Genomic DNA, 22,295 nt, shown 5'->3' with positions numbered 1-22,295 from the left:
TTACGGCAAAGGAAAATGACAGACGAGTTAGCCCTGCATGTTGATCGCAGACAACATGTGCTGCGTGCAAAACTTCAAGCTAAGCAGCTTGATGCCTGGCTCATCACTGATCTTTCAAACATTCGTTGGCTCACGGGTTTTAGTGGCTCAAATGCAACAGTTTTGCTTACGCAGGAATCGGCTTGGCTCTTTACAGACGGTCGATATGCCGAGCAAGTCAAACACGAAGTAGAAAACGCCGAATGCATTATTACGCAAGATGGCTTTCTTGAGGAGCTCAAAAAAGGCGCGTATGCGCTGGGCAAGCGTGTGGGATTTCAGGCGGATAAATTGACTTTTGCGACGGCTGAGAAACTGCGCAGTGAACTCAAAGACATTGAGTTTGTGCCCGAAACTGGTGTGTTTGATGATTTGATTGTCTGCAAAAGTTTTGAAGAGTTGGAAAATATCAAGGCGGCTATTGCGATCACTGACAAAGTCTTTGAGAAGATTTTAGAGATAATCTCGCCCAGTGTTACAGAGCGTGATGTTGCAGCAGAGATTTCATATTGGAACAAAAAATTCGGGGCAGAAAAAGATGCGTTCGAGCCGATTGTAGCATCTGGTCCACGTGCGGCGCTGCCACATGCACGTGCCAGTCATCACTTGATTCAGAACAATTCACTTGTGGTCATTGATATGGGCTGTGTGGTCAATGGTTATTGCTCTGACCAGACGCGAACGGTTGCAGTAGGGAAAATTTCTCAAGAGATGCGCCGCGCTTATGAGACAGTACTCGAGGCACATTGGCTTGGAATTCGCTCAGCGAAAGTAGGCATGCAAGCCAAAGCGTTAGATGGCATCGTGCGTGAGTTTCTTACGCAGCGTGGCTATGGTGAAGCATTTTCGCATGCACTTGGACATAGTGTCGGATTGCAAGTGCATGAAGTCCCCACGATTGGGCGCAAAACCGAGATGTGCTTACCTGCAGGGTGCACCATCACGATTGAGCCGGGCGTTTATGTGCCAAATCAGTTTGGTGTGCGCATTGAAGATATTGTATTTCTGACCGATGACGGTGCATTTCCACTGCCCTCTGCGCCCAAAGAATTGATTGAGCTTTAAGTTCAACACGCCTATGACGAATGCTTCATGAAGTTATGAGGCAGACAGACCTTCGCAATAGTCGCAATAGATGCTGCTGAAAAACTTTAGACAACTCTTGAGAGTATGAGAATTTGTCGACTTATACACAAGTCCGTTCTTTTGTAACAGTGAAAAAGTCCAATTCTTCAAACAATGAATCAGACAATGAAATACAAACTTCTTGGGAAGTCTGGTCTGAGAGTCTCAGAATTCTCACTTGGGACAATGACGTTTGGATTAGAATGGAAATGGGGTTCAGATAGGGAAGAAAGCAAGCGTGTCTTTGAACTCTATGCTAATGCAGGCGGCAATTTTATAGATACAGCCAATCGCTATACGGAAGGTACAAGCGAAAAGCTTGTCGGTGAGTTTATTGCAAGCGATCGTGATCACTTTGTGCTAGCGACGAAGTACTCACTTTACGATCGAATGAATGACCCTAACTTTTGTGGCAATCATCGCAAAAATATGATGCGCTCTGTTGAGCAAAGTCTTAAACGTCTCAACACTGACTACATTGATTTGCTTTGGCTGCATATATGGGATGCAACGACACCTGTTGATGAAATTTTGCGTGGCTTGGATGATCTGGTGCGACAAGGTAAGGTGCACTACATTGGCATTTCTGATACACCTGCGTGGGTAATTGCGCAAGCAAATACCATGGCAGAACTTCGAGGCTGGACAAGTTTTGTGGCTTTGCAGATTGAGTATAGCCTTTTGCAACGCACGCCAGAGCGTGAATTGCTACCGATGGCAAAAGCCTTTGGGCTAACGGTTACGCCTTGGGGAGCAATTGGTGGCGGGGCACTGACAGGAAAATACCTCCATAACGAATCAGGTCGGCTGCCCGAGCACAGTTCGCGTCGTTCTGAGCGCGCTAATAAAATTGCCGAAGTCGTATTACAGGTTGCATCTGAGCTTGGCGTCAGTGCGTCGCAAGTTGCTATTCAGTGGTCGCGTCAATACCCTAAGCAAGAAGTCATTCCGATTATCGGTGCACGCACCGAAGCACAACTGCGCGACAATCTCGGTGCACTAAGCCTCACACTGCCTGATGAAGCCATGGCTAAACTCGATGAAGTCAGCAAGATTGACTTAGGCTTCCCACACGATTTCTACAAAACTGATGCCGTCAGGCTAAGCCTATTTGGCGGGCTGTATGACAAAATTCAACTTCGCTACGACTAACGCTCAATGAAAAACAGCGTCAAAATCATCATTGGTCTTTCACTATCCTTGCTCTTTATCAGTATCGGTGCGGTAGTTGCACTCTATGTAATTTTGCATAAATCCTTGCCGAAATATGACACGGCATTTGAGCTGCAAGGGCTCCATGCGCCTGTCACAATTTACTACGATGAGTATGCCGTAGCACACATTGAAGCAGATAATGAAGATGATTTGTTCTTTGCGCAAGGATTTGTGCATGCACGTGAGCGGCTGTGGCAAATGGATATTTCGCGTCGAGCTGCAAAAGGTGAGCTTGCCGAAATCTTAGGTGAATCCACACTTACGTTTGATAAACTCTTTCGCACAATCGGACTGCGTCGACTGGCAGATTCACTTTGGAAAACGTCGACGCTCTCAGAAGACAGTCGACGCGCCTTACTGGCTTACACCAAAGGTGTCAATGCTTATCTGCAACATGTTAGAGAAAAAAAAGCCAGTCTGCCAATTGAGTTCGACATCTTGCAATATGAGCCTGCAGAATGGAAACCTGAGGATTGCCTTGCAATTGTACGCCTGATGGGCTGGGAACTCAACATTGCGTGGCATATTGATGTTGCGCTCGCTGATGTGACTGCCAAAGTCGGCTACGAAAAAGCACTGAGCCTCTATCCCGATTATCCTAAGAATAAGCCAACCATTGTCCCTGTCACTGTCGATTCGCTGAAGAAAATGGCAAATGTGCTCAATGCTTTGCACAGAGCAGATAAAGCCTATCGTGAATTTTCGGGAACCTTAGGCTCTCACATTGGCAGCAACAGTTGGGCAGTTACACGCTCAAAGTCAGCAACTGGCAAAGCGATTTTAGCGAACGATCCGCACTTGGGATTTCTTGCACCTGCACGCTGGTATGAGCTGCAGCTCTACTGTGAACGTGCGGGCATCAATGCTGCAGGGTGCTCACTGCCCGGTGTGCCCTTCATCGTCTTAGGTAAAACGGACAACATCGCTTGGGGCTTAACTAACATGATGATCGATGACTGCGATTTCTTTGTCTCACTCGACTCGAGCGAAACCTTTCAGGAAATGTTCGAGGAAATCAAAGTCAAGGGTGGAATTACTGTGCCACTCAAAGTGCGTCTGTCAAAGCATGGGGTAGTAATTCCTAACGACATCTATGCAGGCTATCAAGGTTCATCGTCGCCGCTTCTGGGGAGCTATGTTATTTCGATGAAGTGGACGGGCTTAGAGCAATCTGATGAAGCGCGCACGTTTTTAGAATTGCTCAAAGCGAAAAATTGGCAAGACTTTCGCAACGCACTACGGCACTATGCACTGCCTGGACAAAATTTCCTTTACGCTGATCGTGAGGGCAACATTGGCTATCAAGCGGCAGGTAAATTGCCTATTCGGCGCGATCAGCAAGGGTTTCTTTTGCGCAATGCCTCAAAGCCAGAACAAGATTGGCAAGGCTATGTACCCTTTGAAGAATTGCCGTCGCTTTACAATCCATCAACTGACATGATTGTCACGGCAAACAACAAAATCATGCCTGATAGCTACAAGTACTACATCTCATCGCTATGGGAACCGTCAAGCCGAGCCGAACGTATCACAGAACTTTTGCAAAGCAAAGACAAATTCACCAGCAGTGATTTTGAGCGCATGCAATCGGATGTGGTCTCTCCACATGCCCGACAGATGCTACCATTTTTGCTGAGTGCCTTAGCAAGTGATGTGCTGCCAGAGCATCAAAAGCCGATTCAATTTTTGCGCAACTGGAATGCCGATTTTACTGAAACCTCAATTGCGGCAACAATTTACGCCCAGTGGTTCAAACAACTTTTGCGCAATACGCTGCGTGATGAATTAGGCGAAGAACTCTTTCAGAATTATCTCTCACTTGTCAATGCCCCGACACGCGTGATGGCAAAACTGCTGGCTGACTCTACACTGAGCACAGAGCTGCGCGACTCCCTGATGGTGCAAGTTGTACGCTATAACTCATGGTTTGATAATGTGCAAACACCAGAGATAGAAACACGCGACGATATAGTTCGCAAAAGTTTTGATGAGGCGATTGCAATTTGCGAAAAGAGTTAGGCGAAAATGAAGCCGAGTGGCAATGGGGCAAGGTGCATCAATTAACGGTGCGACATGTGTTTGGTCAGAAAGCAAAAGACGGAAGCGAAAATTCGCTGGGCAAAATTTTCAATTTAGGTGCATTCAAAACAGCAGGGAGTTCAACCACAATCAACAACGGCGAATATCATTATCGCACTTCAGACAGCACGGGATTAACATTGATTGACGCTGCACAAAAGTTAGGTGCAAGCTCACGACGCGTGATAGATTTTTCGGAGAAAAACTTCCGCAGCATTCTTCCAGGTGGCAACAGCGGTCATGTCATGAGTGCACATTATAGCGACCAGCTGCCGCTTTGGTTACAGGGCAAACTGAAAACGTTTATCACCGATATGGTCGTCCTGCGACAAGGGCGTTATCCTCTCACGCGCCTCTTACCAAAGAATTAGTTGAGCTGTTCATTTCAACCTGAGCTGGTAGAACGGTGCTTGATTTTGCCAGTGCTATGGGTAAGCATTTTACAAAAGATGTCTTTTCGCTTTGCCAATTTTCCAAGATGCGTATGGCAGTCTGGCTCTCTGTGTCGGCAGCATATTCAGTAAGCAGGGCGTGCAGTTCTTCTTCATCGCTTGGCGTGAGTTCAAGCATCGTTAGGTATTGATGATTGATGAAAATTTGATTGGGGCGATAAAGATAGGCTTTGCCGCCAGTCATGCCTGCGCCGAAGTTCTGCAGCAATTTGCCAAGAACGACAACGAGCCCGTTGGTCATATACTCGCAAGCATGCAGTCCAACACCTTCGACGACGGCAATTGCGCCGCTGTTACGCACAGCGAAGCGATCCCCAGCATGCCCGCGCACGAAAAGTTTTCCACCTATAGCGCCGTAGAGCGCGCAGTTGCCGATAATCGCATTTGTCTCTGGCGTAAATCGTGCTGAGGAACTTGGGACAATCACCACCTTGCCGCCAGACATAGATTTGCAGACCGAATCGTTGGCTTCACCTTCGAGGCGTGCATAAATCCCATCAGTGAGGAAAACCCCGAAGCCTTGACCGGCACTGCCTTTGAAAGTGAAGTGGAGTTTGCCGAGAAATTTAACTTCATCTGAAGCAAAGCCTTCTTGCTGGCGCTTGCAGCGAATGCGCTGTGCAATTTCACCTGAAAGTGTCGCAAGTACAGCGCGGTCAGTTGGACGAATCTCGTAAGTAAGTGCTAAGGACAGGAATTTACCACGCTCAAAGGCATCTAAGACAGGTTGAGCGTCTTGCAGAATGCGTTGGTTAAGTGCACTGATACCATCATTGAAAATGCCTTTGGGTGCAGAAGCTTGACTGTGCAAGTAGGGTGGCTCACCGCCCAAGAAGAACCTCAAGTCGAGCTTACGCTCATTGATAAGCGATAGGCATCGCTCATTGATTGTGAGCAGGTCAGTTCTGCCTATCAAGTCTTGGAGCGTTGGCACGCCAAGTTGTGCTAGATGCTCACGTACCTCATTAGCCAGCAAGCGCAACAGTTTGATGATATGGTCTTTATGACCTTTGTATTTGGCTTTGAATTTTGGATCGTGCGTGGCAATACCAGTGGGACAGGTATTTTTTTCGCAGATGCGAGCCATGACGCAGCCTTCAGCGACGAGCAAGAGTTTGCCGAACTCAAAGCCTTCTGCGCCTAAAATTGCTGCAAGGATGATGTCTTTGCCAGTGAAGAGTCCGCCGTCTGTGCGCAGTTGCACAGCTTGTCGCAGTTGATTTTCAAGCAGGGTGCGATGGACTTCCAATAAGCCAAATTCCCACGGCAAGCCAGCATGTTTCATAGATGAGAGAGCCGCGGCGCCAGTGCCGCCATCACAGCCAGAGATGTGGATGATATCGGCGCCAGCTTTAGCAACACCTACTGCAATCGTGCCGATGCCGACGCCTGAGACGAGTTTGACACTGATTTTAGCGGTGGGGTGAACTTGTCGCAATTCGTAGATGAGTTCTTTCAAGTCCTCGATGCTGTAGATGTCGTGCATAGGTGGCGGTGAAATCAGATCAATGCCAGTAAGGGAGTGGCGCGCCTTTGCAATGTCAGCATTAACCTTAGCTGCCATCAATTGACCACCTTCACCGGGCTTAGCACCTTGCGCAATTTTAATTTGAATTTCTTTGCCTGAAATCAGATACTCTGCTGTTACGCCAAACCGCCCTGAGGCAACTTGTTTCGTATGCGCGGTGATACCTTCTTTGAAGTAGTACGGATTTTCGCCGCCCTCACCTGAATTGGAGCGCCCGCCAATCTCTTGCATCGCAAGAAAAATATCGCGCTGCGCTTCGGCACTAATTGCCCCAAAACTCATTGCGCCAGCACCGAAGGTCTTGAGAATGTCTTCTTGCGATTGCACATCGCTCAGTGCAAGTGGCTGCCGTGCATGCTTCAAATCAAGCAAATGACGAATGTTGACAGGCTCAGCGTCTTCACCGAGCTTGAGATAGGCCTGATAGAGGGTGCGCTCATCTGTTGCTGTATGGGTCTGGCGAACAAGTCTATGAACGAGTCTCGAGCGCGCATTCGTCATAGAATGCTTTTCACCTTCAGTACCCACATGATGCTCTTTGTATTGGAAGGTGTGTGGCAGTCCTTCGCGTGCAAAAGCAAGTGCCGTATGGTGCAGACGTTGCTCAATGACATCGTCGAATTCCAGACCACCAATTGGTGAAAAGAGCCCGGGGAAGAACTCTTCGATAAGTGATTTGCCCAAACCCACTGCTGAAAAGAGCATAGAGCTTTGATAGCTCTTGACAACTGAAATCCCCATTTTGCTCATCACTTTGAGTAAGCCGATTTCAAGCGCTTTGATAAGGTTAGCTTCACGTACATCAGGTGAGAGAGCATCTAGTGCGGGTGAGCTACCAAAGCGAGCAAGTGATAGTGCAAGGTACGGGCAAACTGCTCTTGCACCAAAACTGATGAGACAAGCAAGATGATGAATGGAGCAGACTTCGCCTGAGTGCACCACAAGAGAAGCAGCTAATCTCAAACCAGCATTGTTAAGTGCCTGAATGACGGCACGTAGTGCGAGCAGGATAGGAATCGAGGGACGCGCAAACGATGCTGCAGCGTCAGAGAGAATGATGATAGAAACGCCCTGTTTGACGGCTTCAATTGCAGCTTTGCCAAGTTCATGAAGTTTTGCCCGCGCACCGATAGCGCCTGCACTGCGTGAAAAAGTCGTATCCAACTCTTCTGCAAGAAGGCGCGAATCAGGCGAATGAGAAGAACCACGCTTGAATGACGACACAAACGCCATTTTACCAAGCGAGAGCACAGGACTCGATAGCTCAATGCCAAGCGGCGGAGGAATAAGTTCTTTCGTAGAAAAAATATTTGGCTTTTTGCCGAGTTCTACAGACAAATCGGTGACCATAGCTTCTCTGATGTAATCTACAGGGGGATTAGTAACCTGGGCAAAGTGTTGATAGAAGTAGTCAAAGAAACTGCGCGGTTCATCAGAGAAAATGGCAAGGCGCGCCGTGTCGCCCATAGAGCCGATAGGCTCTTTGCCGGTCAAAATCATGGGAATCAGCACTTTCTGTTCATCTTCTTGCGACCAGCTAAAAATTTTGCGTTGCTCAAGTGAGGGCGGTGCACCTTGAACAGTCAAGGCTTTTGCGTGCAAAAGGTGTGTGTCAAACACTGCGTCACGATACTCAGGTGAATCTGCAGGGTCAGTAAAGTCAATCTCGCCTGTCTCCAAGTTCATCACGACACCAGAGCCTGCTTGCAGTGTGCCTTTAGCAAGAATAGTGCTGTCATCGAGATTAAACGAGCCTGCTTCAGAAGAGAGATAAAAATGGGTGTCGGTCATAGCCCAGCGGCAAGGGCGAAAGCCATTTCGATCGAGCCGTGCGCCCACGTATTTGCCATCAGAAAATGTGATAAACGCTGGGCCATCCCATGGCTCCATGGCTCGCGACCAGAATTTGTAGAAGGGTTTAGTGCTATTAGCAGGCGGCACAAGAATCGCGAGCACATCTGCAATGTTAGGAATGCTGCTGCGATAGAGCAAGGCTTCGACCATTTCGTTAAGTGAGCCGGTATCGCTGATGCCATGATGCGTGAGGAGTTCGCCTTCACGCAAGCCCAGAACATTTTCGCGTGAAAAGCCCCATGAGCGGTTGCCAGCAATGGTGTTGATTTCACCGTTGTGTGCAATAAGACGAAACGGCTGTGCCTTATCCCATGCTGTGCGCGTATTGGTGCTAAAACGCCGATGAAACATCACAAAGCGCGTTTTATAGCGCGCATCGTTGAGATCAAGATAAAAGTCAGCAAGTTTATCTGCTGTGGTAAGCGCTTTGTAGACAATCGTATTGGTGGAAATGGAGGCGAAGAAGAATTCCTTCAGACCTTGGTCGCTGACGCGCAGACGCGTTGCTTGCTTAGCTGCATAGAGTAATTTGTTGAATGAATCATCTGTACGGCAATGCTCTGGGCGACGAATGATGACGTGTGTGATAAACGGCATGGATTTACGCGCATCGTTGCCCAGCACACTCGGGTTGATTGGCACATCACGATAGGCTTCAATTTGCAGACCAAAGAATTTGAATGTATCCGCCAAAATTTTTAGCGCAAGTCGACGTCCTTCAGCGTCAAGCGGAATGAACAGCGCCGCAATAGCCACCGAACCTTTCTCGTAGCCAAATAGCTCGAAAGGAATATCGGTCATGATGCCTGCACCATCGCTGGAAAGTCTGTCTGCACCGCAGGCACCACGATGTTCCATACAGCACAGTGCCGCAAGGGCTTGGTCTAAGTGCGCACGCGCTGCAAGCCCATGCCGACTGGCAAGAAAGCCAACCCCACACGCCGATTTCTCCTCACGATAGATCATATTTTCCATGCTTCTGAACGATTTGGAACTGTTCTAGGAAGTTGCTCGACTTCTCATTGTGCAAGGCAGACAAGCAAAGAAAAGCTGTGTGCAGCCGAACGTGCCTAACGCTAATTGGAAAATGTGCAGGTAAAGAAATAAGAAAAATTTTTATGGTTTTGTCAAGTCCACCGTGGTGTAAATGCAAATTGAGGTGTAGGCTATGCAGATGCCTTAGCAGGTGGTGCTTTCAGCAAAAGCAAGGTGCGAAGTGCACTGCCTGTAGCGCCACCAAGCCCGCCGATAATAAAGCCAAGGATACCTGTAGCGACCACAAGCAAACTTGGGCTGGGCAACTGCAGCAGCACTGCAATTTTAGTTGCAATCAAATCGCTGGTACTGCCAAGTAAAGACAGTGCAATGCCGAGCCAAACACCACCAACGAGCACCGCACCAACGACGAAGCCAAGCCATGCCCGTGATATCAAAAGCAGAGCGACAATAAACGCAATGAGCCACCAAAGCCACCAAGCTGAAATCAATCCTTCCCAAGCCTTCATGAAAAAATTGCCAGTACCTTCACCGGGCAACATGACAAATTTGCTCAATGTGCCTTGACCTACATCGTTTGCAGAGCGCAAAAAGTGCAGTGGATAATATCGCCCATCTGCCCAGTCAGAGATAAAATTATCGTAGAACGGTGAGCCCGGATTACCAGATTGTCCGCCCGGATAAATGCCCCACGCTTTCATGGTATCGCCAAGTTGTACCACCATGCGCCACGAAGGACCAAAGCGCTCGGCGGTGGCATTGACGGTATTGTAATTGCCGGATGTAGGCAGCATGCGTGAAAAGGCACTTAGGCGTGCAAGGTGCTGAATTGTCGTTTTGCGTATCTCCCGCCATTTCCAGTTTTCGCCGAAGTCGCCATAGCGTTGCGTGAGTGTATCAATAGCCGCACGAAAGGCAGCAACGGTAAGGTCTGAGAGCGTCTCTACCACAGGCGTGCGGGTATCGTCAAGAAAAGAAACAGTGGCACTGCCTGTAATTTGTGCAGCCGTAACATTGCGCATCGGGCGCGGGAGAGCATTGGGTAAATCATCATCCCAAATGGTATGACTAAGTTCAGTAGCAAAGGCTTCAAAAATCGTAGGTGCAATAAGGTCAGGGCGATACTCAAAATTCCAGCGGCGCAGTTCATCGAGGCACTTTTGTTCCAGCGTAGAAAGTGAAGCAGAAGATAAAGCGCTGAGAAGTGTAGGCAAGATAAGACGCGCATAGAGATTGACATTGTCAGTTTGCAGCGACATCATTTGTTCTGGTGAGAGCTTGCCTTTTGCAATCCATTCCTTTAACTGCTCATTGATGCGGGCACTGCGCTCAAAGGCAGCGTAGTCCCATCCTAAGTAGTAAGGATATGCAGAGTCGCTGGGCTGTTGGTTAGCTGAACTGACAAAGCCTCGCTCTGGATTGAAAAGGTGCGGCAGGTCGTTGCGTGCAAGGCGTGATGGCATCAGTGCTGCAGGGTCGGTGGCATCTAAAATGCTTGCACCTTGATACGGCTTGCGAATCGGGAAATTCCCATTGTGCCAGATGGCAATGTCGCCCGACTTGCTTGCAAAAGCAAAGTTTTGTGCGGGTGTGTTGTAATGCGAAAGTGCGTCAAGGTAATCACGGTAAGTCTTAGCACGATTAAGTTTAAGGAAAGTCAAAAGCTCGTTGTTGGATTCTGTGGCAAGCCAGCGCAGGGCTTTACCTTTGGGCACACGCGCGTCAAAGACGCTGTCCGTAGAAAGGTATGGAATGGGTCCAAAGCGTGTGTAATAAATGGTGTCAATGATGCTGGGGCGTCCACGCACTTTAATTTCTTCAACGACGCGCTCAATCGGGAAGGTCTCGTTGCCATAGCGATAAGTCTGGCGCGTGCGTTCATCGAACTTGACATCATACCAATCGAGCACATCAGAGCCTGCGTTAGTCAATCCCCAAGCAATCTCATGATTAAAGCCAATGATAACGCCAGGCAGTGATGGTGCCGAGACCCCATAGACATTGATGCCCGCGCTGTCGCAGACAAGCTGGACTTCATACCAAATTGAGGGTAGATTCAAACTCAGGTGTGGGTCGCTGCAGAGTATGGGATAGCCGCTTACCGTATACTTGCCTGATACCGCCCAGTTGTTGCTACCAAAGAAAAAATCGTCTTCCAGGGAGGAGCGATTGTTGTCGGTGGAGCGAAGTGTGTCATGGGGCAAGGCGCGTGCGCTGTCGGATTGGATTGGAAGTGAAAGCGAGTCGAAGGTAGGGGCGTTAGGCTGAACGGCTCGCATCAGCGCGCATGGGGCAATCGGTTCTGCATACGGTGGATGAATCGGGTAAATTGCTTGCAGTTTTTCTTTGGAGAGTAGAACTTCTGCTTTTGTGAAAGCTGCATCACTGTTACGAAAAGTGAGGTCAAAAGAAAAACTTGCAAAAAGTGCGGCGGTTTTCTCAATCGACCATTCTTCGGGGCGATAGTCCAAGAGTTTATACTCAATAGGTAGGGTTTGTGCCGTTAGCGATTCAATCCACGCATTGACCCCATCCGTGTAAGCAGAGACTGCAAGACGCGTGTCAGGATGCAGCACGATGTTCTTGGCAGCAATTTTAGCTAAGTCAGGCATGCCAATGCGGCGCCGAAAGCGGTCGAACTCCACAGCGCGTGCACCAATCACTTCCGAGAGGCGCCCCACAGCAGCCAAAGCCTGAAACTCCATCTGCCACAGGCGATGACGCGCAGTAAGATAGCCTTGTGCAAAGTAAAGGTCATGGGGTGTCTTAGCAAAAATGTGAGGCACTTGCCGCTCATCCCAGACAACATCAACAGGGTGCTCGAGTTGCGGGAGAGATAATTGCTTAGGCAAAGAGTCCAAGGCACGGTTATTTGTCCAAAAGCCCGAAAACGGATTGAAAAAATTACCTAAGGGCGGCAGTGGTGCAAAGAATGCACTTAGAGCATAGAATGCGCCACCCGAAGCAAACAGCCAAAGAAAAAGACGAAGCAGTTTCATTGAAAGTCAGTGATGCTACTACAAAAGGTTACTCATGAAGTCAGTCCGAAAGGTGAGTTAGTGCTGCGCTAATATCCCAGAGGCGTTTGGCGTCAGCAAGATTTTGGGCCGCGCTCGAAGGCAAGACCATGCGCTTGTTGTCAAAATACTTGCCTGTAATGCCCTCAACATCGGGCGATGAGGCAAGATAGACCGATGTTTCTGCGCCTTTTTCAGGACTTGTAAGAAAAATGCCAGCAAGCGTATTGATAATACCCAAGTTGCGAAAAAGTTTTGTGCCAATCACACCAGGATGCAGAGCGTTGACCGTTACACCTGTGCCCTCAAGTCGACGAGCAAGCTCAATCGTGAAGAGAATGTTAGCCAGTTTCGATTGGCTATAAGCACGCCAGCCGCTGTAACTTTTTTCACCCTGAAGATCGTCAAAATCCATGCGGGCACCAAAATGTGCAGCAGAGGAGACATTGACAATGCGTGAGGGCGCAGCCGCTTTGAGATGCTCCAAAAGCAAATTCGTAAGCAGAAAATACGCAAGGTGATTGACTGCAAACGTCATCTCGATACCATCAACAGAGAGCTTGCGCTCGTTTTCGACAATCCCAGCATTGTTGAGCAGAACATCGAGTTTAGGATAAGTCTGTTTAATTTCTTGAGCAACCCGTCGGATTTCTGCTTGCGAAGAAAGGTCAGCAGCGAAAGTATCCAATTCAGCATCAGGCACAGCGTGAAGAATTGCCGCTTTGGCGTCATCGCATTTGGCTTGTGTTCGACAAAGTAAGCCCACACGTGCACCCATTTTGGCTAAGGCTTTTGCGCTCTCGAACCCGATGCCAGAGTTTGCGCCCGTGACAATGCAAAATTTCCCCTTCATTACAGCTTTAATTTTTTGTTTTGCGATAACAACTAAAACAAGATAGCAAAGTTTTTTGCTCCACGGTCCTTGTGTCACAAAAGAGAGGCTCAAAGCCGTGTAGGTTCCAGCGTGAAGCTAGCAAAGTCGGCAAGATGCGCCATTTAATTTGAAAGTGTTTCCACTCTGACTTTCACCACGCCCGCTTGAATCATTTCAATTTGACGTGCTGCAGCAGGCGAGAGATCAATAATGCGACTTTTGTTGTTAGGCGGCAAGCGGTCGTTGATGCGCACAATCACACTTTTGTTGTTGGAAAGATTAGTTACGCGTACGCGTGTGCCAAAAGGTAGATTCAGATGTGCAGCCGTCATGGCATTGACGTCAAAAATTTCACCGCTGCTGGTGCGCCGCCCATGAAACTGTGCGGCGTAGTAAGACGCCATGCCTTCTTCGGACGAGACAATCTGCGAGCCTGAAGACTCGGTAATGGATTGAGCAGGGTTGTTGAGTGCAGACCTTGTCGGTTGTGCTGAAGAAGCTGTGCGCGCTGCGGATGAATTTTCAGAAGGCGTCTTTGCAGAGGAAGTAAAACGCGCAACCGAGCGGCAACTCAAAGCGCTGAACAAAAGCGCAAAGAGCAAAAGTGGGAAAGAGAGGCGAAGTGTCACGCGCATGGTATTGAGAATTTATCAGCCAAGACAAAATTCAAGATAATGCATCAAACAACGGTCGATAGAGAGCATAGACTGTGATCTAGTTGCTGCATGTTGATGAGTGAGGCGAACGAGCGGTCCTGAACAGTGAGCGATCTGCATAGCGATAAGTGATTTCCTTTAAGAAGTAGATTGAACGGCATGAAGGCGCGAAAATTTTTTGACAAGCGCAAAACCAAGCAGCATAGCCAGAATGGGATAAATTGATGAGAAAAGATAAATCTTCTCGAGGGCAAGATGTTGCCGCAGAGGTGCGATGCCATACGACACGATGCCAATGCCAAGCATCACAAATGCGCTCATCAATCCGCCTGTCATAGCAGCTTGCTCTGGGAAGTATTTTATGGCAAGACTAACATTGAGCGGAAAAAACGCAGAACATCCAAAGCCAGCAAGTAAAAAGCACAAGAGCAGATTCGACTCGCTATTGACAATTGGTGTAAGTAAAAACGCCAGTGCCATCATCGGTGGTAAAACAAGATAGATTTTTTCAGCGCCAAGAGAACGGGCAAGTATCGAAGCCAGAAGCCGTCCAAAAGTCAGTGCAAACCAGAATGCTGAAAGCCCTGAACTTGCACTTGACAAGGATAGTCCTTTTGTCTCCACAAGAAAGATCACCGACCAGTTTGAAAATGTAGCTTCACACAGAGCGTAGAGTACGGCAACGATGCAGAAGAGCCAAAGTCCGAATGGAACGCTTGGCGTTGCGTTGTTAGAAGATGCATGCGGGATGTTGGCTTGAAGTGGTAAGGTGAAAGAAACAATTGCAAGTGCAAAGAGCAGAAGTGAGGCGGCAGCAGGATAGGACGCCCAGCCAAAAAAAAGTTTGTGCAAAAGCCAGCAGTGTAGGAGCAAGTGTAGCGCCAATGCCGAAAGCCACATGCACGAAGATAATTGCAGCATCGCGGTGTGTCGGGAAAAATTGCGTTGGGTAGAAATTAACGGCAGTGCCTGTAAAGCCAAATCCGATGCCCAGAATAGAAATCGAAAGCAGCACGAGGGCATAGCTTTGTGCTGGGTAGCTTAGCGCAAGCAAAAGTTGCGAGAGTGTATAGCCAAATGTGCCGATGAGGAAAATGGTCTTCAGCGGCAGTCGATGCACAAGAAAGGCAGCAGTAAGAGAGCTGCTGATAGCAAAGAAAATCATGGCAAGGTAGAGCAGACCGTAATTGCTATCGCTAAAGCCATGATGCGTTTTGAATATGGTGGCACTGGCAGGGAACACGATATTGCCAATACCTTGAAAAAAGGCGACTGCATAAACTAAAGCAATTTCCGCCCGTCGAGATTGCAAGATCATTTCAGCATGTATGACTTGGGCAAAGCTAAACTGTAAATATAGCAAATGTCCGCACGCAGCAGCGATAATGTAGGCATGGTTGTTACATAAAGATAGAGTGCAAAATCTGCTGACGATTTGAACAAGTTTTATTTCGAGAGATACTTTGGATTAGCTGAAAAGAAAAGTAAATTTCAAGACGTGTAGCCTGCGGCTTGGTACAGCAAGCCACCAAGGCATCTTCAACTCTAACTTCAGAAACCGTTTTATCAGAGAAAGGTAGTAAAGTAGTATGGCAGTAGAAACTGAAAATCCGAAAACCGCCGCGAAACTTCCCTACTTCGCTGGCTTCCAAGGCGCTGTGCAACGCATACTTGAATACAAATGGCGTCCTGGCATGTGGGCATGGATTTTGCACCGCATTTCAGGAATTGGAATGGTCGTCTATCTTGTCATTCACATTTTTGGATTGCGTGCACTCTACGACCCTGCTAAATTCGATGCCCTGATGAGTTCATATCGAAGCCCGCTCTTCAAACTAGGCGAGTTTGCCTTGCTTGCTATCGTTACTTATCACTCCATCAATGGCTTTCGCATTGTGATGGTGGACTTCTTGGGCTGGTCGCCAAAGCAGAAACGTATGTTTTATGCGACGCTTGCGCTTTCGGCCCTCATTATTCTGCTGGGCGGCTATCCGATTCTCGCCCCGTATTTTATTACGCCACTCTTCAAATAAATTGAGAAAGGAAGTTTAGTGCAATGCAACGAGAAGCAAAGAAAAGCGGTGCGTTCGGTTGGTTCTTCCAGCGTGTCTCAGGTGTGCTCCTGCTTGCCACGCTCATTGGGCACTTCTGGGTGCAGCACATGCCAACCGATTATCTTGCCGATGAAGAAGAATACAGGCAAATTCGTGCAACTTACGCCGAAAAATATCCTGAATACAAAAAAGCGGTTGAAGCTGGCATGATTAGCGACCCGAAATTTGGTGAGCATATTATCACTTACGAAAAAGTAACCAAGCGTCTTTCGAATCCACTTTGGAAGGTCTTTGATTTGCTCTTTCTCATCTTCGGGCTTTATCATGGCTTCAATGGTCTGCTCAACATTATTGATGATTATGCCAAGAACAAAGGCTTGCGCCTGACGCTGGTTGCCACTTGTTGGGTGCTAGCGCTCTCGCTCTTTGTGATTGGTGCACAAACAGTGCTGACGGCAGGACCATACAATCCGCCGAGTTTCAGCCTCAGTCAAGTGCTGCCATAAGCATGAGCCAACATGCAACTCATAGGCAATGTTTTAGGCAGGTGTAAATAACTCATAAACAAACTCAAATTAACAGTAGTACTATGTCAGTGTTTAATCATGATATTGTCATTGTCGGTGCAGGTTTAGCTGGATTGCGTGCTGCGGTAGAGGCTGCAGAGTATTGCGATGTAGCAGTGATTTCAAAATTGCATCCGCTGCGCTCGCACTCGGGGGCAGCACAGGGCGGAATTTGTGCGGCATTAGGCAACGAAGAAGAAGATTATCCGTTGTGGCATGCTTTTGATACCGTTAAAGGCTCAGATTATCTAGGCGACCAAGATGCAATTGAAGTCATGTGCAACGACGCACCACGCGCAATCATTGAAATGGAGCATTTTGGTGTGCCGTTCTCACGCACCAAAGAAGGTAAAATTGCACAGCGCCCGTTTGGTGGACACACGCGCAATTTCGGTGAAGCGCCTGTCCGACGTGCTTGCTATGCTGCTGACCGCACAGGACATGTCTGTCTGCATACACTCTACGAGCAATGCATCAAACGCAAGGTACGCTTCTACAATGAGTTTCAAGTGATGGACCTTTGCGAAACGGATGGTGTTATCTGCGGCGTGGTTACCTACAACATTCGCACGGGTGATATTGACCTGTTCAATTCCAAAGCTGTCATGTTTGCCACGGGTGGATTTGGCAGAGCATACAAAACCACATCTAATGCACATGCAAATACTGGTGATGGTCTTGCAATTGCAATGCAGCACGGCATTCCGCTGGAAGATATGGAGTTTGTGCAATTCCACCCGACAGGCCTCTATCGCTTAGGCATTTTAGTAACAGAAGGTGCACGCGGAGAAGGCGGTGTCTTGCGCAATGCGGCGGGGGAGCGATTTATGGAACGCTATGCGCCAACGGTCAAAGACCTTGCGCCGCGCGATATGATTTCACGCTCTATGTATCTTGAAGTACGCGAAGGTCGTGGCGTCGGCAAAAACAAAGACTACATCAATCTTGACCTCACGCACCTCACACTCAAGCAAATTGAAACCAAGCTGCCAGAAATCTCAACCTTTGCTAAAATTTATCTCGGCGTCGATCCCTCAAAGACTCCTATTCCAGTACAGCCCACCTGTCACTACGCGATGGGCGGTATCCCAACGAACATTGATGGCAAAGTGGTCTACAACGACAAAAACGATGTAAAAGTCGGATTCTGGGCTGCAGGTGAAGTTGCGTGCGTCTCGGTGCATGGCGCAAATCGCTTAGGCACGAACTCTCTCTTAGACCTGATTGTCTTTGGGCGGCGTGCAGGAAAAGACATGGTCAAGTTTGTGCAGGAAACCAAAGGCAAAATGCCGCTGCAAAAGAATGCAGATAAGAAAGTGCGTGAAAAACTCGATGCAATTCTCTCCCGCACACAAGGCGAAAGCATCGGTAAAGTGCGTGAAGACTTGCAACAAATGATGATGGATAAAGTCGGAGTATTCCGCACAGAAGAATTGCTCGCTGAAGCCTGCCGTGATATCAAGGCACTGCGTAAGCGCGCAAAGAATGTGGTGGTGCAAGACAAAGGTAAGGAATTCAACACCGACCTGCTGGATGCTGTTGAACTCGAGTTTATGATTGAATACTCCGCCACTATTGTTGAAGGCGCTTATCACCGCAAAGAGTCACGTGGCGCACACGCCCGCGAAGATTACCCAAAACGCGACGATGCTAACTGGCTCAAACATACGCTCTGCCTCGTGCATGAGGATGGACAGACCGAACTTTCTTTCAAGCCGGTCAATATGGCACTTGCAGAACGCGACTGGGAATACCGTGATAAATTTGTGCCAAAGGAGCGTAAGTACTAAAATATCGTCAATCAGGTGCAGCATGAAACACAAAAAGCGAACTCTACAGAGTGCGCTTTTTTCATTGCAAAGACGTGCAAGTGATTGACAATACAGCCTATCTTTCTTGTTATTTGGTTGCAAAAATGAACAAATACCAGCCGAGTTGAGACGCAAGGAATTTTTCAAGCTGGAGTGGAATCCATCGACCAAAACGGTATTTGCGAAGTGGAAAGTGAGCTACTTTCATTTCAAGATGCGCAAAGCGAGAGAAGAGTTTTCGGATGTCGCTTTTAGCATAAACAAATGCAAATGGGCACTCTGGTCCACACGTGCAGTGATGGACAAAGTTTTCGGGTTTCAGATATGACCAGCCCTGACGCAGAAAATTTTCGTAATGCAGTTGCCACACACTTTTGTTTTGATTGCCACGCACACCAGAAAGAGCGGCACGAAGCTGTGCACGGTCAGAATCGTGTTTTCCCCAGCGCTGTAAAATTTTCATCAGAACACACAAGCGCACGAGAGCATGATTCGCACATAGTAATTAAAACTGTGCTTGTGGTAGAGCATGATGATAGCTTTGCCACCAGGTTTTAAGACACGATAGACTTCATTGAAAGCGTTAATCGGATTGGGGGTGTGGTGCAAAACACCCGTGCGAGTAGACAAAATCAAACTGCTCGTCTCTAAAGCTCAGTTGCTCTGCATTCTCAATCTGAAATGAACCTGTTAAGCCCATCACAGCAAAGTGTTTGTGTGTAGCATCAACAGCGGCTTGGGTAAGATCAACACTGTGTAGAGCGCGCCATGCTGTGCAAACATAACTCCATCAGCAGCATTGCCACACCTGATTTCCAAAACCGATTTACCTTTGGCTTCGTGGAACGGAACAAGCTGCGGAATGTGTCACTCTACTTGGTAACGAAAGGCACGATATTTTTCATAAAATTCTTTTTCGTCTTTGACAAAGTGAGTGCCACAGGCTTTGGTATTCCAAAAATCTTGAACGGGCTGAAGAGACGATGATGCTGTGTTAGCTTGAGACATTAGTATTTAGTGGAAAAAGTTTCACACTTTACCTGCCTAAAATTGAAACATCACAAACGCATTTGAGAATTAAGCTGTAACTAACTCACTGTAGCCCAGCTATCTTGAGCAGGTTGCACCTGCAGTTTGACACCAAATTTGCCCAGTTTCTTATAGTCCAATCCTGCAAAGACGGGGAACTGGTTAGCAATTTCATTGAAAATTTGGCGAGCACTCTCATACTGCCACTTGGCGCCAAGAGCCGAAGCAAGATCAGTAAGCAAGAGCCAACTGGGTTTAGCATCGACTTTATTTTCATCGGTGTGCCATTTGTCGAACTGCGTGCCGTGCTTGTCAAGACGTGAGAGCGCCATTTCTTTCATCAGTTCGCGATTTTGATGCTTGAGCGCTTTGGCAGGACGCGCCAACTGAATTACTCCTTCAAAGTTCACATACGTGCCGATAAGTTCAGCAAAGGTAGCAGCAGGCAAGACAACATCAGCGCGCTTGACAGAGTCGCTTTCATTGTAAGGCATCGCAATAAGTGTATCTACCTTGAGCAAGGTATCGAGCGAGAGCAGGGTTTCAAGTTCATCTTCTATGACGATAACGCACTTAATTTTTCCGAGCTTAATGGCACTAGCAAGCTCATCGCTAGCAATATCACGGCTCTCGATACTGAGCAACTGACAGCCTAAACGATTGGGCGTTTTATCAGCGCGAATCAGGAGATGATCATCTTCCCCTTCAAAATGCTCAATGAAATCGAGATGTGGCGTGCCGATAACATCAAAGGCGAATTTCTTAGCAAGATAATTGGCTTCCAGTGAAGCTTTGGCAGAAGCCATCACGAAAAATTTCTTCGGGTTTATATTGCTTGATAAGTGCAGCTGCTTTGTTCAGAGCGGTATGCCAGTCAGCTGGCTGTTGTGTGCCATTGACCTTGATACGAGCACCACTTACACGGTTGTCATTAACCCAGTGGAAGTTGAGGCGTGTGTCATCCGAAATAAAGTACCCATTGACGAGGGGATTGTAGCGCGCTGTAATGCGCATCACTTTGTTGTTGCGTACCCAGAGTTGAATACTCGAGCAGCGCGCATCATTGACAGCAATGGTGTCGGTGGCAGACATTTCCCAAACGCGCGCCTTAAAGCGATGAGAAGTTGAAGTCAAGGCGCCGACAGGACAAAGGTCAATGATGTTCATTGCATAGTTATTTGCATCAAGCGTCTTTGGGTCAGCAGGATTCGGGTAGTTATTCCAACCGCGCTGGACAATTTCTAAGTCGAAGGTCTTGGTGTATTCGTCAAAGAAGCGCACGCAGCGTGTGCAATTGATGCAGCGTTCGCCATCAAAGGTGATTTTTTCGCCCCATGCGACACGCTTGGGTTTATGAACCTTCTCAAATTCGTAGCGTGAGCCTTCGGGACCGTACTTGTAAGTCGTTTGCTGTAAGGGACATTCACCAGCTTGGTCGCAGGTTGGACAATCCAGCGGATGATTGATAAGAATAAACTCCAACACGCCTTTCTGTGCATTGCGCACCATCTGCGACGTGTGGTGCGTTTTGACATGCATCCCATCGGAGATTTCAGTTGAGCAAGCCGTAAGCGGTTTCGGCGTCCACATGATAACGGGCTTGCCATTTTCGTCGAGAACAGGCTGTTTTGTGGTAGGGTCAATTTTGGGTGTGCCAACTTCAACAAGGCACATACGGCAGTTGCCAGCAACAGAGAGCGCTGGGTGGTAGCAGAATCTCGGAATATCGACCTGCTCAACACCACCGCAATTGATACCATCAGCAATCTGAATAATCGTTTGCTTCGGCTTGGCTTCGTACTCTTTGCCGTCAATGAAAATCTTTGGCATAACTGGATACTACTTGGTTAATAAAAAATCGTTTTAATTTCGCTGCTCAATCCAACCCTTTCGGTGACCATCATGGCTTGACAGTTAAGTGAAAAATGCAGTATTACAAGGTAGTGCAACACGAGATGAACTGCAAAAGAGCTATATCACATTTAGCGCGTCAAGGTAGTCGTTCAATGCTTACAATTTCACAGGGCAATCCCCAGCCTGTAGGACTTTCACGGTTGAGAATGTTTGCCGTAAAAGAAACACGCAAACTATCGATTTTGAATTCATTGGCTAGATTATTGGGCTCGTAGCGTACAAGATTCGAGCCGACAATACCAAAAAAACTGCTCGGGTCATCAGGGATGCCAACACGCACCACACGGGCGTTACGGTCTGTAACTGTCTCACGAAATTCTGAGCCAGTTACACAGCCACCAAATGTGGCTACGAGCAGCAGCACGGTGAGATAAGTTTTTATTGCAGAGTGAGTTTGGCGGTTGTGATGCTGTTTTCTCTTCATCTGTCTTGAAGTTTTTCTGCTGTTGTCAAGTTTAGAGGCAAGCGGGCGCTGTCAATCAATAGCAATGTCCCACTTGCATGAGGCATTAGCTAGGACGCGCAGCATGTAGCGCGAGAGACATGCTGAGAGTTTAACCAAACTTCCTGATTCTAAAAAGCCGCTGATTTCCTCTGTGGCTTCCAGTTGCCGCTTAAAGTCAGCTTTCAAGCGCTCTTCGAAAATGTTGAGCACAGTTTGCTCTAAAGCGGTGCGTTCATCGCTCGATAATGAATGCGTCAGATAAATCGTGGCTTTCGCTGTATAGACGCTGGGTAGATAGCGCACTTCAATCTGCAAACAGTCGCCGCTCCACCTGTTATTGACGCGCGTATAGACCTGAACTTCTTTCATTGAGACGCAGTAACTGCACCAAGCACAACAAGCAAGGCGGTTTCTAGTTTCATATTCAACATGAGCTGCAAATGGTAGAAATGAAGACTTAAAGCCTCACACGCCACTTGCTGCTTTATTGACATAACGCCATTCGTGTGGCAAGGAATCAGGTGCTTTGCAGTGCTTTTCGTATTCCTCACGGAATCGCTGAATGCTGTATCGGACGGGCCACATTGCGCCATCGGCAAGTGCGCAGATGGTTCGACCTTCGACTTGCGAGCAGATTGAAA

22 protein-coding genes are annotated in these 22,295 nt (G+C 47.9%); 8 read left to right on the top strand and 14 right to left on the bottom strand.

The genetic code is table 11. The features are described 5' to 3' along the window. Nucleotides 1-15 precede the first annotated feature (15 nt). From CMR00_06520 to CMR00_06505, 4 genes are all read left to right on the top strand, one after another. Nucleotides 16-1,104, top strand: coding sequence for a peptidase M24 (locus CMR00_06520; protein PIO48113.1), 1,089 nt, complete (start codon nucleotides 16-18; stop codon nucleotides 1,102-1,104). 186 nt (nucleotides 1,105-1,290) lie between these two features. Next, complete coding sequence (locus CMR00_06515) at nucleotides 1,291-2,316, top strand: aldo/keto reductase (protein ID PIO48112.1); 1,026 nt, start codon at nucleotides 1,291-1,293, stop codon at nucleotides 2,314-2,316. A gap of 6 nt (nucleotides 2,317-2,322) precedes the next feature. Continuing rightward, complete coding sequence (locus CMR00_06510; GenBank protein ID PIO48111.1) at nucleotides 2,323-4,398, top strand: hypothetical protein; 2,076 nt, start codon at nucleotides 2,323-2,325, stop codon at nucleotides 4,396-4,398. Next, on the top strand, nucleotides 4,383-4,829 hold the full coding sequence (locus CMR00_06505) for a hypothetical protein (GenBank protein PIO48110.1): 447 nt from the start codon (nucleotides 4,383-4,385) through the stop codon (nucleotides 4,827-4,829). The genes CMR00_06510 and CMR00_06505 overlap by 16 nt, the downstream gene beginning before the upstream one ends. On the opposite strand, the gene CMR00_06500 is transcribed toward CMR00_06505, so the two are convergent. From CMR00_06500 to CMR00_06475, 6 genes are all read right to left on the bottom strand, one after another. After that, nucleotides 4,804-9,267, bottom strand: coding sequence for a glutamate synthase large subunit (locus CMR00_06500; protein ID PIO48109.1), 4,464 nt, complete (start codon nucleotides 9,265-9,267; stop codon nucleotides 4,804-4,806). The genes CMR00_06505 and CMR00_06500 overlap by 26 nt on opposite strands. 191 nt (nucleotides 9,268-9,458) lie before the next feature. Beyond that, entirely contained in the window at nucleotides 9,459-12,287 is a 2,829-nt protein-coding gene (locus CMR00_06495; GenBank protein ID PIO48108.1) for a penicillin acylase family protein, read from the bottom strand. 40 nt (nucleotides 12,288-12,327) lie between these two features. Then, a complete protein-coding gene (locus CMR00_06490; protein ID PIO48149.1) occupies nucleotides 12,328-13,158 on the bottom strand; it encodes a short-chain dehydrogenase in 831 nt (276 codons plus the stop codon). A 143-nt stretch (nucleotides 13,159-13,301) separates the two neighbouring features. Next, a complete protein-coding gene (locus tag CMR00_06485) occupies nucleotides 13,302-13,814 on the bottom strand; it encodes a septal ring lytic transglycosylase RlpA family lipoprotein (protein PIO48107.1) in 513 nt (170 codons plus the stop codon). A gap of 159 nt (nucleotides 13,815-13,973) precedes the next feature. After that, nucleotides 13,974-14,735 carry a hypothetical protein gene (locus CMR00_06480; GenBank protein ID PIO48106.1) on the bottom strand — a complete coding sequence of 254 codons (762 nt, stop codon included), beginning with the start codon at nucleotides 14,733-14,735 and terminating at the stop codon, nucleotides 13,974-13,976. Beyond that, entirely contained in the window at nucleotides 14,566-15,153 is a 588-nt protein-coding gene (locus CMR00_06475) for a hypothetical protein (protein PIO48105.1), read from the bottom strand. The genes CMR00_06480 and CMR00_06475 overlap by 170 nt, the downstream gene beginning before the upstream one ends. 271 nt (nucleotides 15,154-15,424) lie before the next feature. On the opposite strand from CMR00_06475, the gene sdhC reads away from it, so the two are divergent. From sdhC to CMR00_06460, 3 genes are all read left to right on the top strand, one after another. Beyond that, nucleotides 15,425-15,868 (top strand): succinate dehydrogenase, cytochrome b556 subunit, encoded by a 444-nt coding sequence (sdhC, locus tag CMR00_06470; GenBank protein PIO48104.1) that lies wholly within the window; start codon nucleotides 15,425-15,427, stop codon nucleotides 15,866-15,868. Nucleotides 15,869-15,891: 23 nt separating this feature from the next. Then, nucleotides 15,892-16,395, top strand: coding sequence for a succinate dehydrogenase, hydrophobic membrane anchor protein (gene sdhD / locus CMR00_06465; protein PIO48103.1), 504 nt, complete (start codon nucleotides 15,892-15,894; stop codon nucleotides 16,393-16,395). A gap of 83 nt (nucleotides 16,396-16,478) precedes the next feature. Further along, nucleotides 16,479-18,245: a succinate dehydrogenase flavoprotein subunit gene (locus CMR00_06460; protein ID PIO48102.1), complete on the top strand. Its 1,767-nt coding sequence runs from the start codon at nucleotides 16,479-16,481 to the stop codon at nucleotides 18,243-18,245. Nucleotides 18,246-18,354: 109 nt separating this feature from the next. Here CMR00_06460 and CMR00_06455 read toward each other — a convergent pair whose 3' ends face one another. The 3 genes from CMR00_06455 to CMR00_06445 are packed head-to-tail and all read right to left on the bottom strand — an operon-like array spanning nucleotide 18,355 to nucleotide 18,969. Next, nucleotides 18,355-18,729, bottom strand: coding sequence for a hypothetical protein (locus CMR00_06455; GenBank protein ID PIO48101.1), 375 nt, complete (start codon nucleotides 18,727-18,729; stop codon nucleotides 18,355-18,357). Then, nucleotides 18,729-18,902: a hypothetical protein gene (locus tag CMR00_06450; protein PIO48100.1), complete on the bottom strand. Its 174-nt coding sequence runs from the start codon at nucleotides 18,900-18,902 to the stop codon at nucleotides 18,729-18,731. The genes CMR00_06455 and CMR00_06450 overlap by 1 nt, the downstream gene beginning before the upstream one ends. Continuing rightward, nucleotides 18,850-18,969 (bottom strand): hypothetical protein, encoded by a 120-nt coding sequence (locus tag CMR00_06445; GenBank protein PIO48099.1) that lies wholly within the window; start codon nucleotides 18,967-18,969, stop codon nucleotides 18,850-18,852. The genes CMR00_06450 and CMR00_06445 overlap by 53 nt, the downstream gene beginning before the upstream one ends. A gap of 65 nt (nucleotides 18,970-19,034) precedes the next feature. Here CMR00_06445 and CMR00_06440 point away from each other — a divergent pair, with 65 nt between their 5' ends. Then, nucleotides 19,035-19,253 (top strand): hypothetical protein, encoded by a 219-nt coding sequence (locus tag CMR00_06440; protein ID PIO48098.1) that lies wholly within the window; start codon nucleotides 19,035-19,037, stop codon nucleotides 19,251-19,253. Nucleotides 19,254-19,354: 101 nt separating this feature from the next. On the opposite strand, the gene CMR00_06435 is transcribed toward CMR00_06440, so the two are convergent. From CMR00_06435 to CMR00_06415, 5 genes are all read right to left on the bottom strand, one after another. Further along, nucleotides 19,355-20,101 (bottom strand): hypothetical protein, encoded by a 747-nt coding sequence (locus tag CMR00_06435; GenBank protein ID PIO48097.1) that lies wholly within the window; start codon nucleotides 20,099-20,101, stop codon nucleotides 19,355-19,357. Beyond that, nucleotides 20,058-21,125 (bottom strand): hypothetical protein, encoded by a 1,068-nt coding sequence (locus tag CMR00_06430; GenBank protein ID PIO48096.1) that lies wholly within the window; start codon nucleotides 21,123-21,125, stop codon nucleotides 20,058-20,060. The genes CMR00_06435 and CMR00_06430 overlap by 44 nt, the downstream gene beginning before the upstream one ends. Before the next feature lie 160 nt (nucleotides 21,126-21,285). Continuing rightward, on the bottom strand, nucleotides 21,286-21,633 hold the full coding sequence (locus tag CMR00_06425; protein ID PIO48095.1) for a hypothetical protein: 348 nt from the start codon (nucleotides 21,631-21,633) through the stop codon (nucleotides 21,286-21,288). Nucleotides 21,634-21,684: 51 nt separating this feature from the next. Then, the gene (locus CMR00_06420; GenBank protein ID PIO48094.1) at nucleotides 21,685-22,023 is read right to left on the bottom strand and encodes a hypothetical protein; all 339 of its coding nucleotides are present in this window, start codon (nucleotides 22,021-22,023) and stop codon (nucleotides 21,685-21,687) included. A gap of 96 nt (nucleotides 22,024-22,119) precedes the next feature. Beyond that, nucleotides 22,120-22,290, bottom strand: a complete 171-nt coding sequence (locus tag CMR00_06415) for a hypothetical protein (GenBank protein PIO48148.1) — start codon at nucleotides 22,288-22,290, stop codon at nucleotides 22,120-22,122. Nucleotides 22,291-22,295: the final 5 nt, after the last annotated feature.

The organism is [Chlorobium] sp. 445, from assembly GCA_002763895.1.
Taxonomy (GTDB): domain Bacteria; phylum Bacteroidota; class Chlorobiia; order Chlorobiales; family Thermochlorobacteraceae; genus Thermochlorobacter.
Note: the sequence above shows the minus strand (reverse complement) of the source record. Positions and strands in the feature narration are given on the sequence as shown.

Excerpts from the sequence above, each read along its gene's own strand:
- CMR00_06520 (PIO48113.1), top strand. The coding sequence starts at position 16 with ATGACAGACGAGTTAGCCCTGCATGTTGATCGCAGACAACATGTGCTG.
- CMR00_06515 (PIO48112.1), top strand. The coding sequence starts at position 1,291 with ATGAAATACAAACTTCTTGGGAAGTCTGGTCTGAGAGTCTCAGAATTC.
- CMR00_06510 (PIO48111.1), top strand. The coding sequence starts at position 2,323 with ATGAAAAACAGCGTCAAAATCATCATTGGTCTTTCACTATCCTTGCTC.
- CMR00_06500 (PIO48109.1), bottom strand. The coding sequence starts at position 9,267 with ATGGAAAATATGATCTATCGTGAGGAGAAATCGGCGTGTGGGGTTGGC.
- CMR00_06495 (PIO48108.1), bottom strand. The coding sequence starts at position 12,287 with ATGAAACTGCTTCGTCTTTTTCTTTGGCTGTTTGCTTCGGGTGGCGCA.
- CMR00_06490 (PIO48149.1), bottom strand. The coding sequence starts at position 13,158 with ATGAAGGGGAAATTTTGCATTGTCACGGGCGCAAACTCTGGCATCGGG.
- CMR00_06485 (PIO48107.1), bottom strand. The coding sequence starts at position 13,814 with ATGCGCGTGACACTTCGCCTCTCTTTCCCACTTTTGCTCTTTGCGCTT.
- CMR00_06480 (PIO48106.1), bottom strand. The coding sequence starts at position 14,735 with ATGTGGCTTTCGGCATTGGCGCTACACTTGCTCCTACACTGCTGGCTT.
- CMR00_06475 (PIO48105.1), bottom strand. The coding sequence starts at position 15,153 with ATGATCTTGCAATCTCGACGGGCGGAAATTGCTTTAGTTTATGCAGTC.
- sdhC (PIO48104.1), top strand. The coding sequence starts at position 15,425 with ATGGCAGTAGAAACTGAAAATCCGAAAACCGCCGCGAAACTTCCCTAC.
- sdhD (PIO48103.1), top strand. The coding sequence starts at position 15,892 with ATGCAACGAGAAGCAAAGAAAAGCGGTGCGTTCGGTTGGTTCTTCCAG.
- CMR00_06460 (PIO48102.1), top strand. The coding sequence starts at position 16,479 with ATGTCAGTGTTTAATCATGATATTGTCATTGTCGGTGCAGGTTTAGCT.
- CMR00_06455 (PIO48101.1), bottom strand. The coding sequence starts at position 18,729 with ATGAAAATTTTACAGCGCTGGGGAAAACACGATTCTGACCGTGCACAG.
- CMR00_06440 (PIO48098.1), top strand. The coding sequence starts at position 19,035 with ATGCTGTGCAAACATAACTCCATCAGCAGCATTGCCACACCTGATTTC.
- CMR00_06435 (PIO48097.1), bottom strand. The coding sequence starts at position 20,101 with ATGGCTTCTGCCAAAGCTTCACTGGAAGCCAATTATCTTGCTAAGAAA.
- CMR00_06430 (PIO48096.1), bottom strand. The coding sequence starts at position 21,125 with ATGCCAAAGATTTTCATTGACGGCAAAGAGTACGAAGCCAAGCCGAAG.
- CMR00_06425 (PIO48095.1), bottom strand. The coding sequence starts at position 21,633 with ATGAAGAGAAAACAGCATCACAACCGCCAAACTCACTCTGCAATAAAA.
- CMR00_06420 (PIO48094.1), bottom strand. The coding sequence starts at position 22,023 with ATGAAAGAAGTTCAGGTCTATACGCGCGTCAATAACAGGTGGAGCGGC.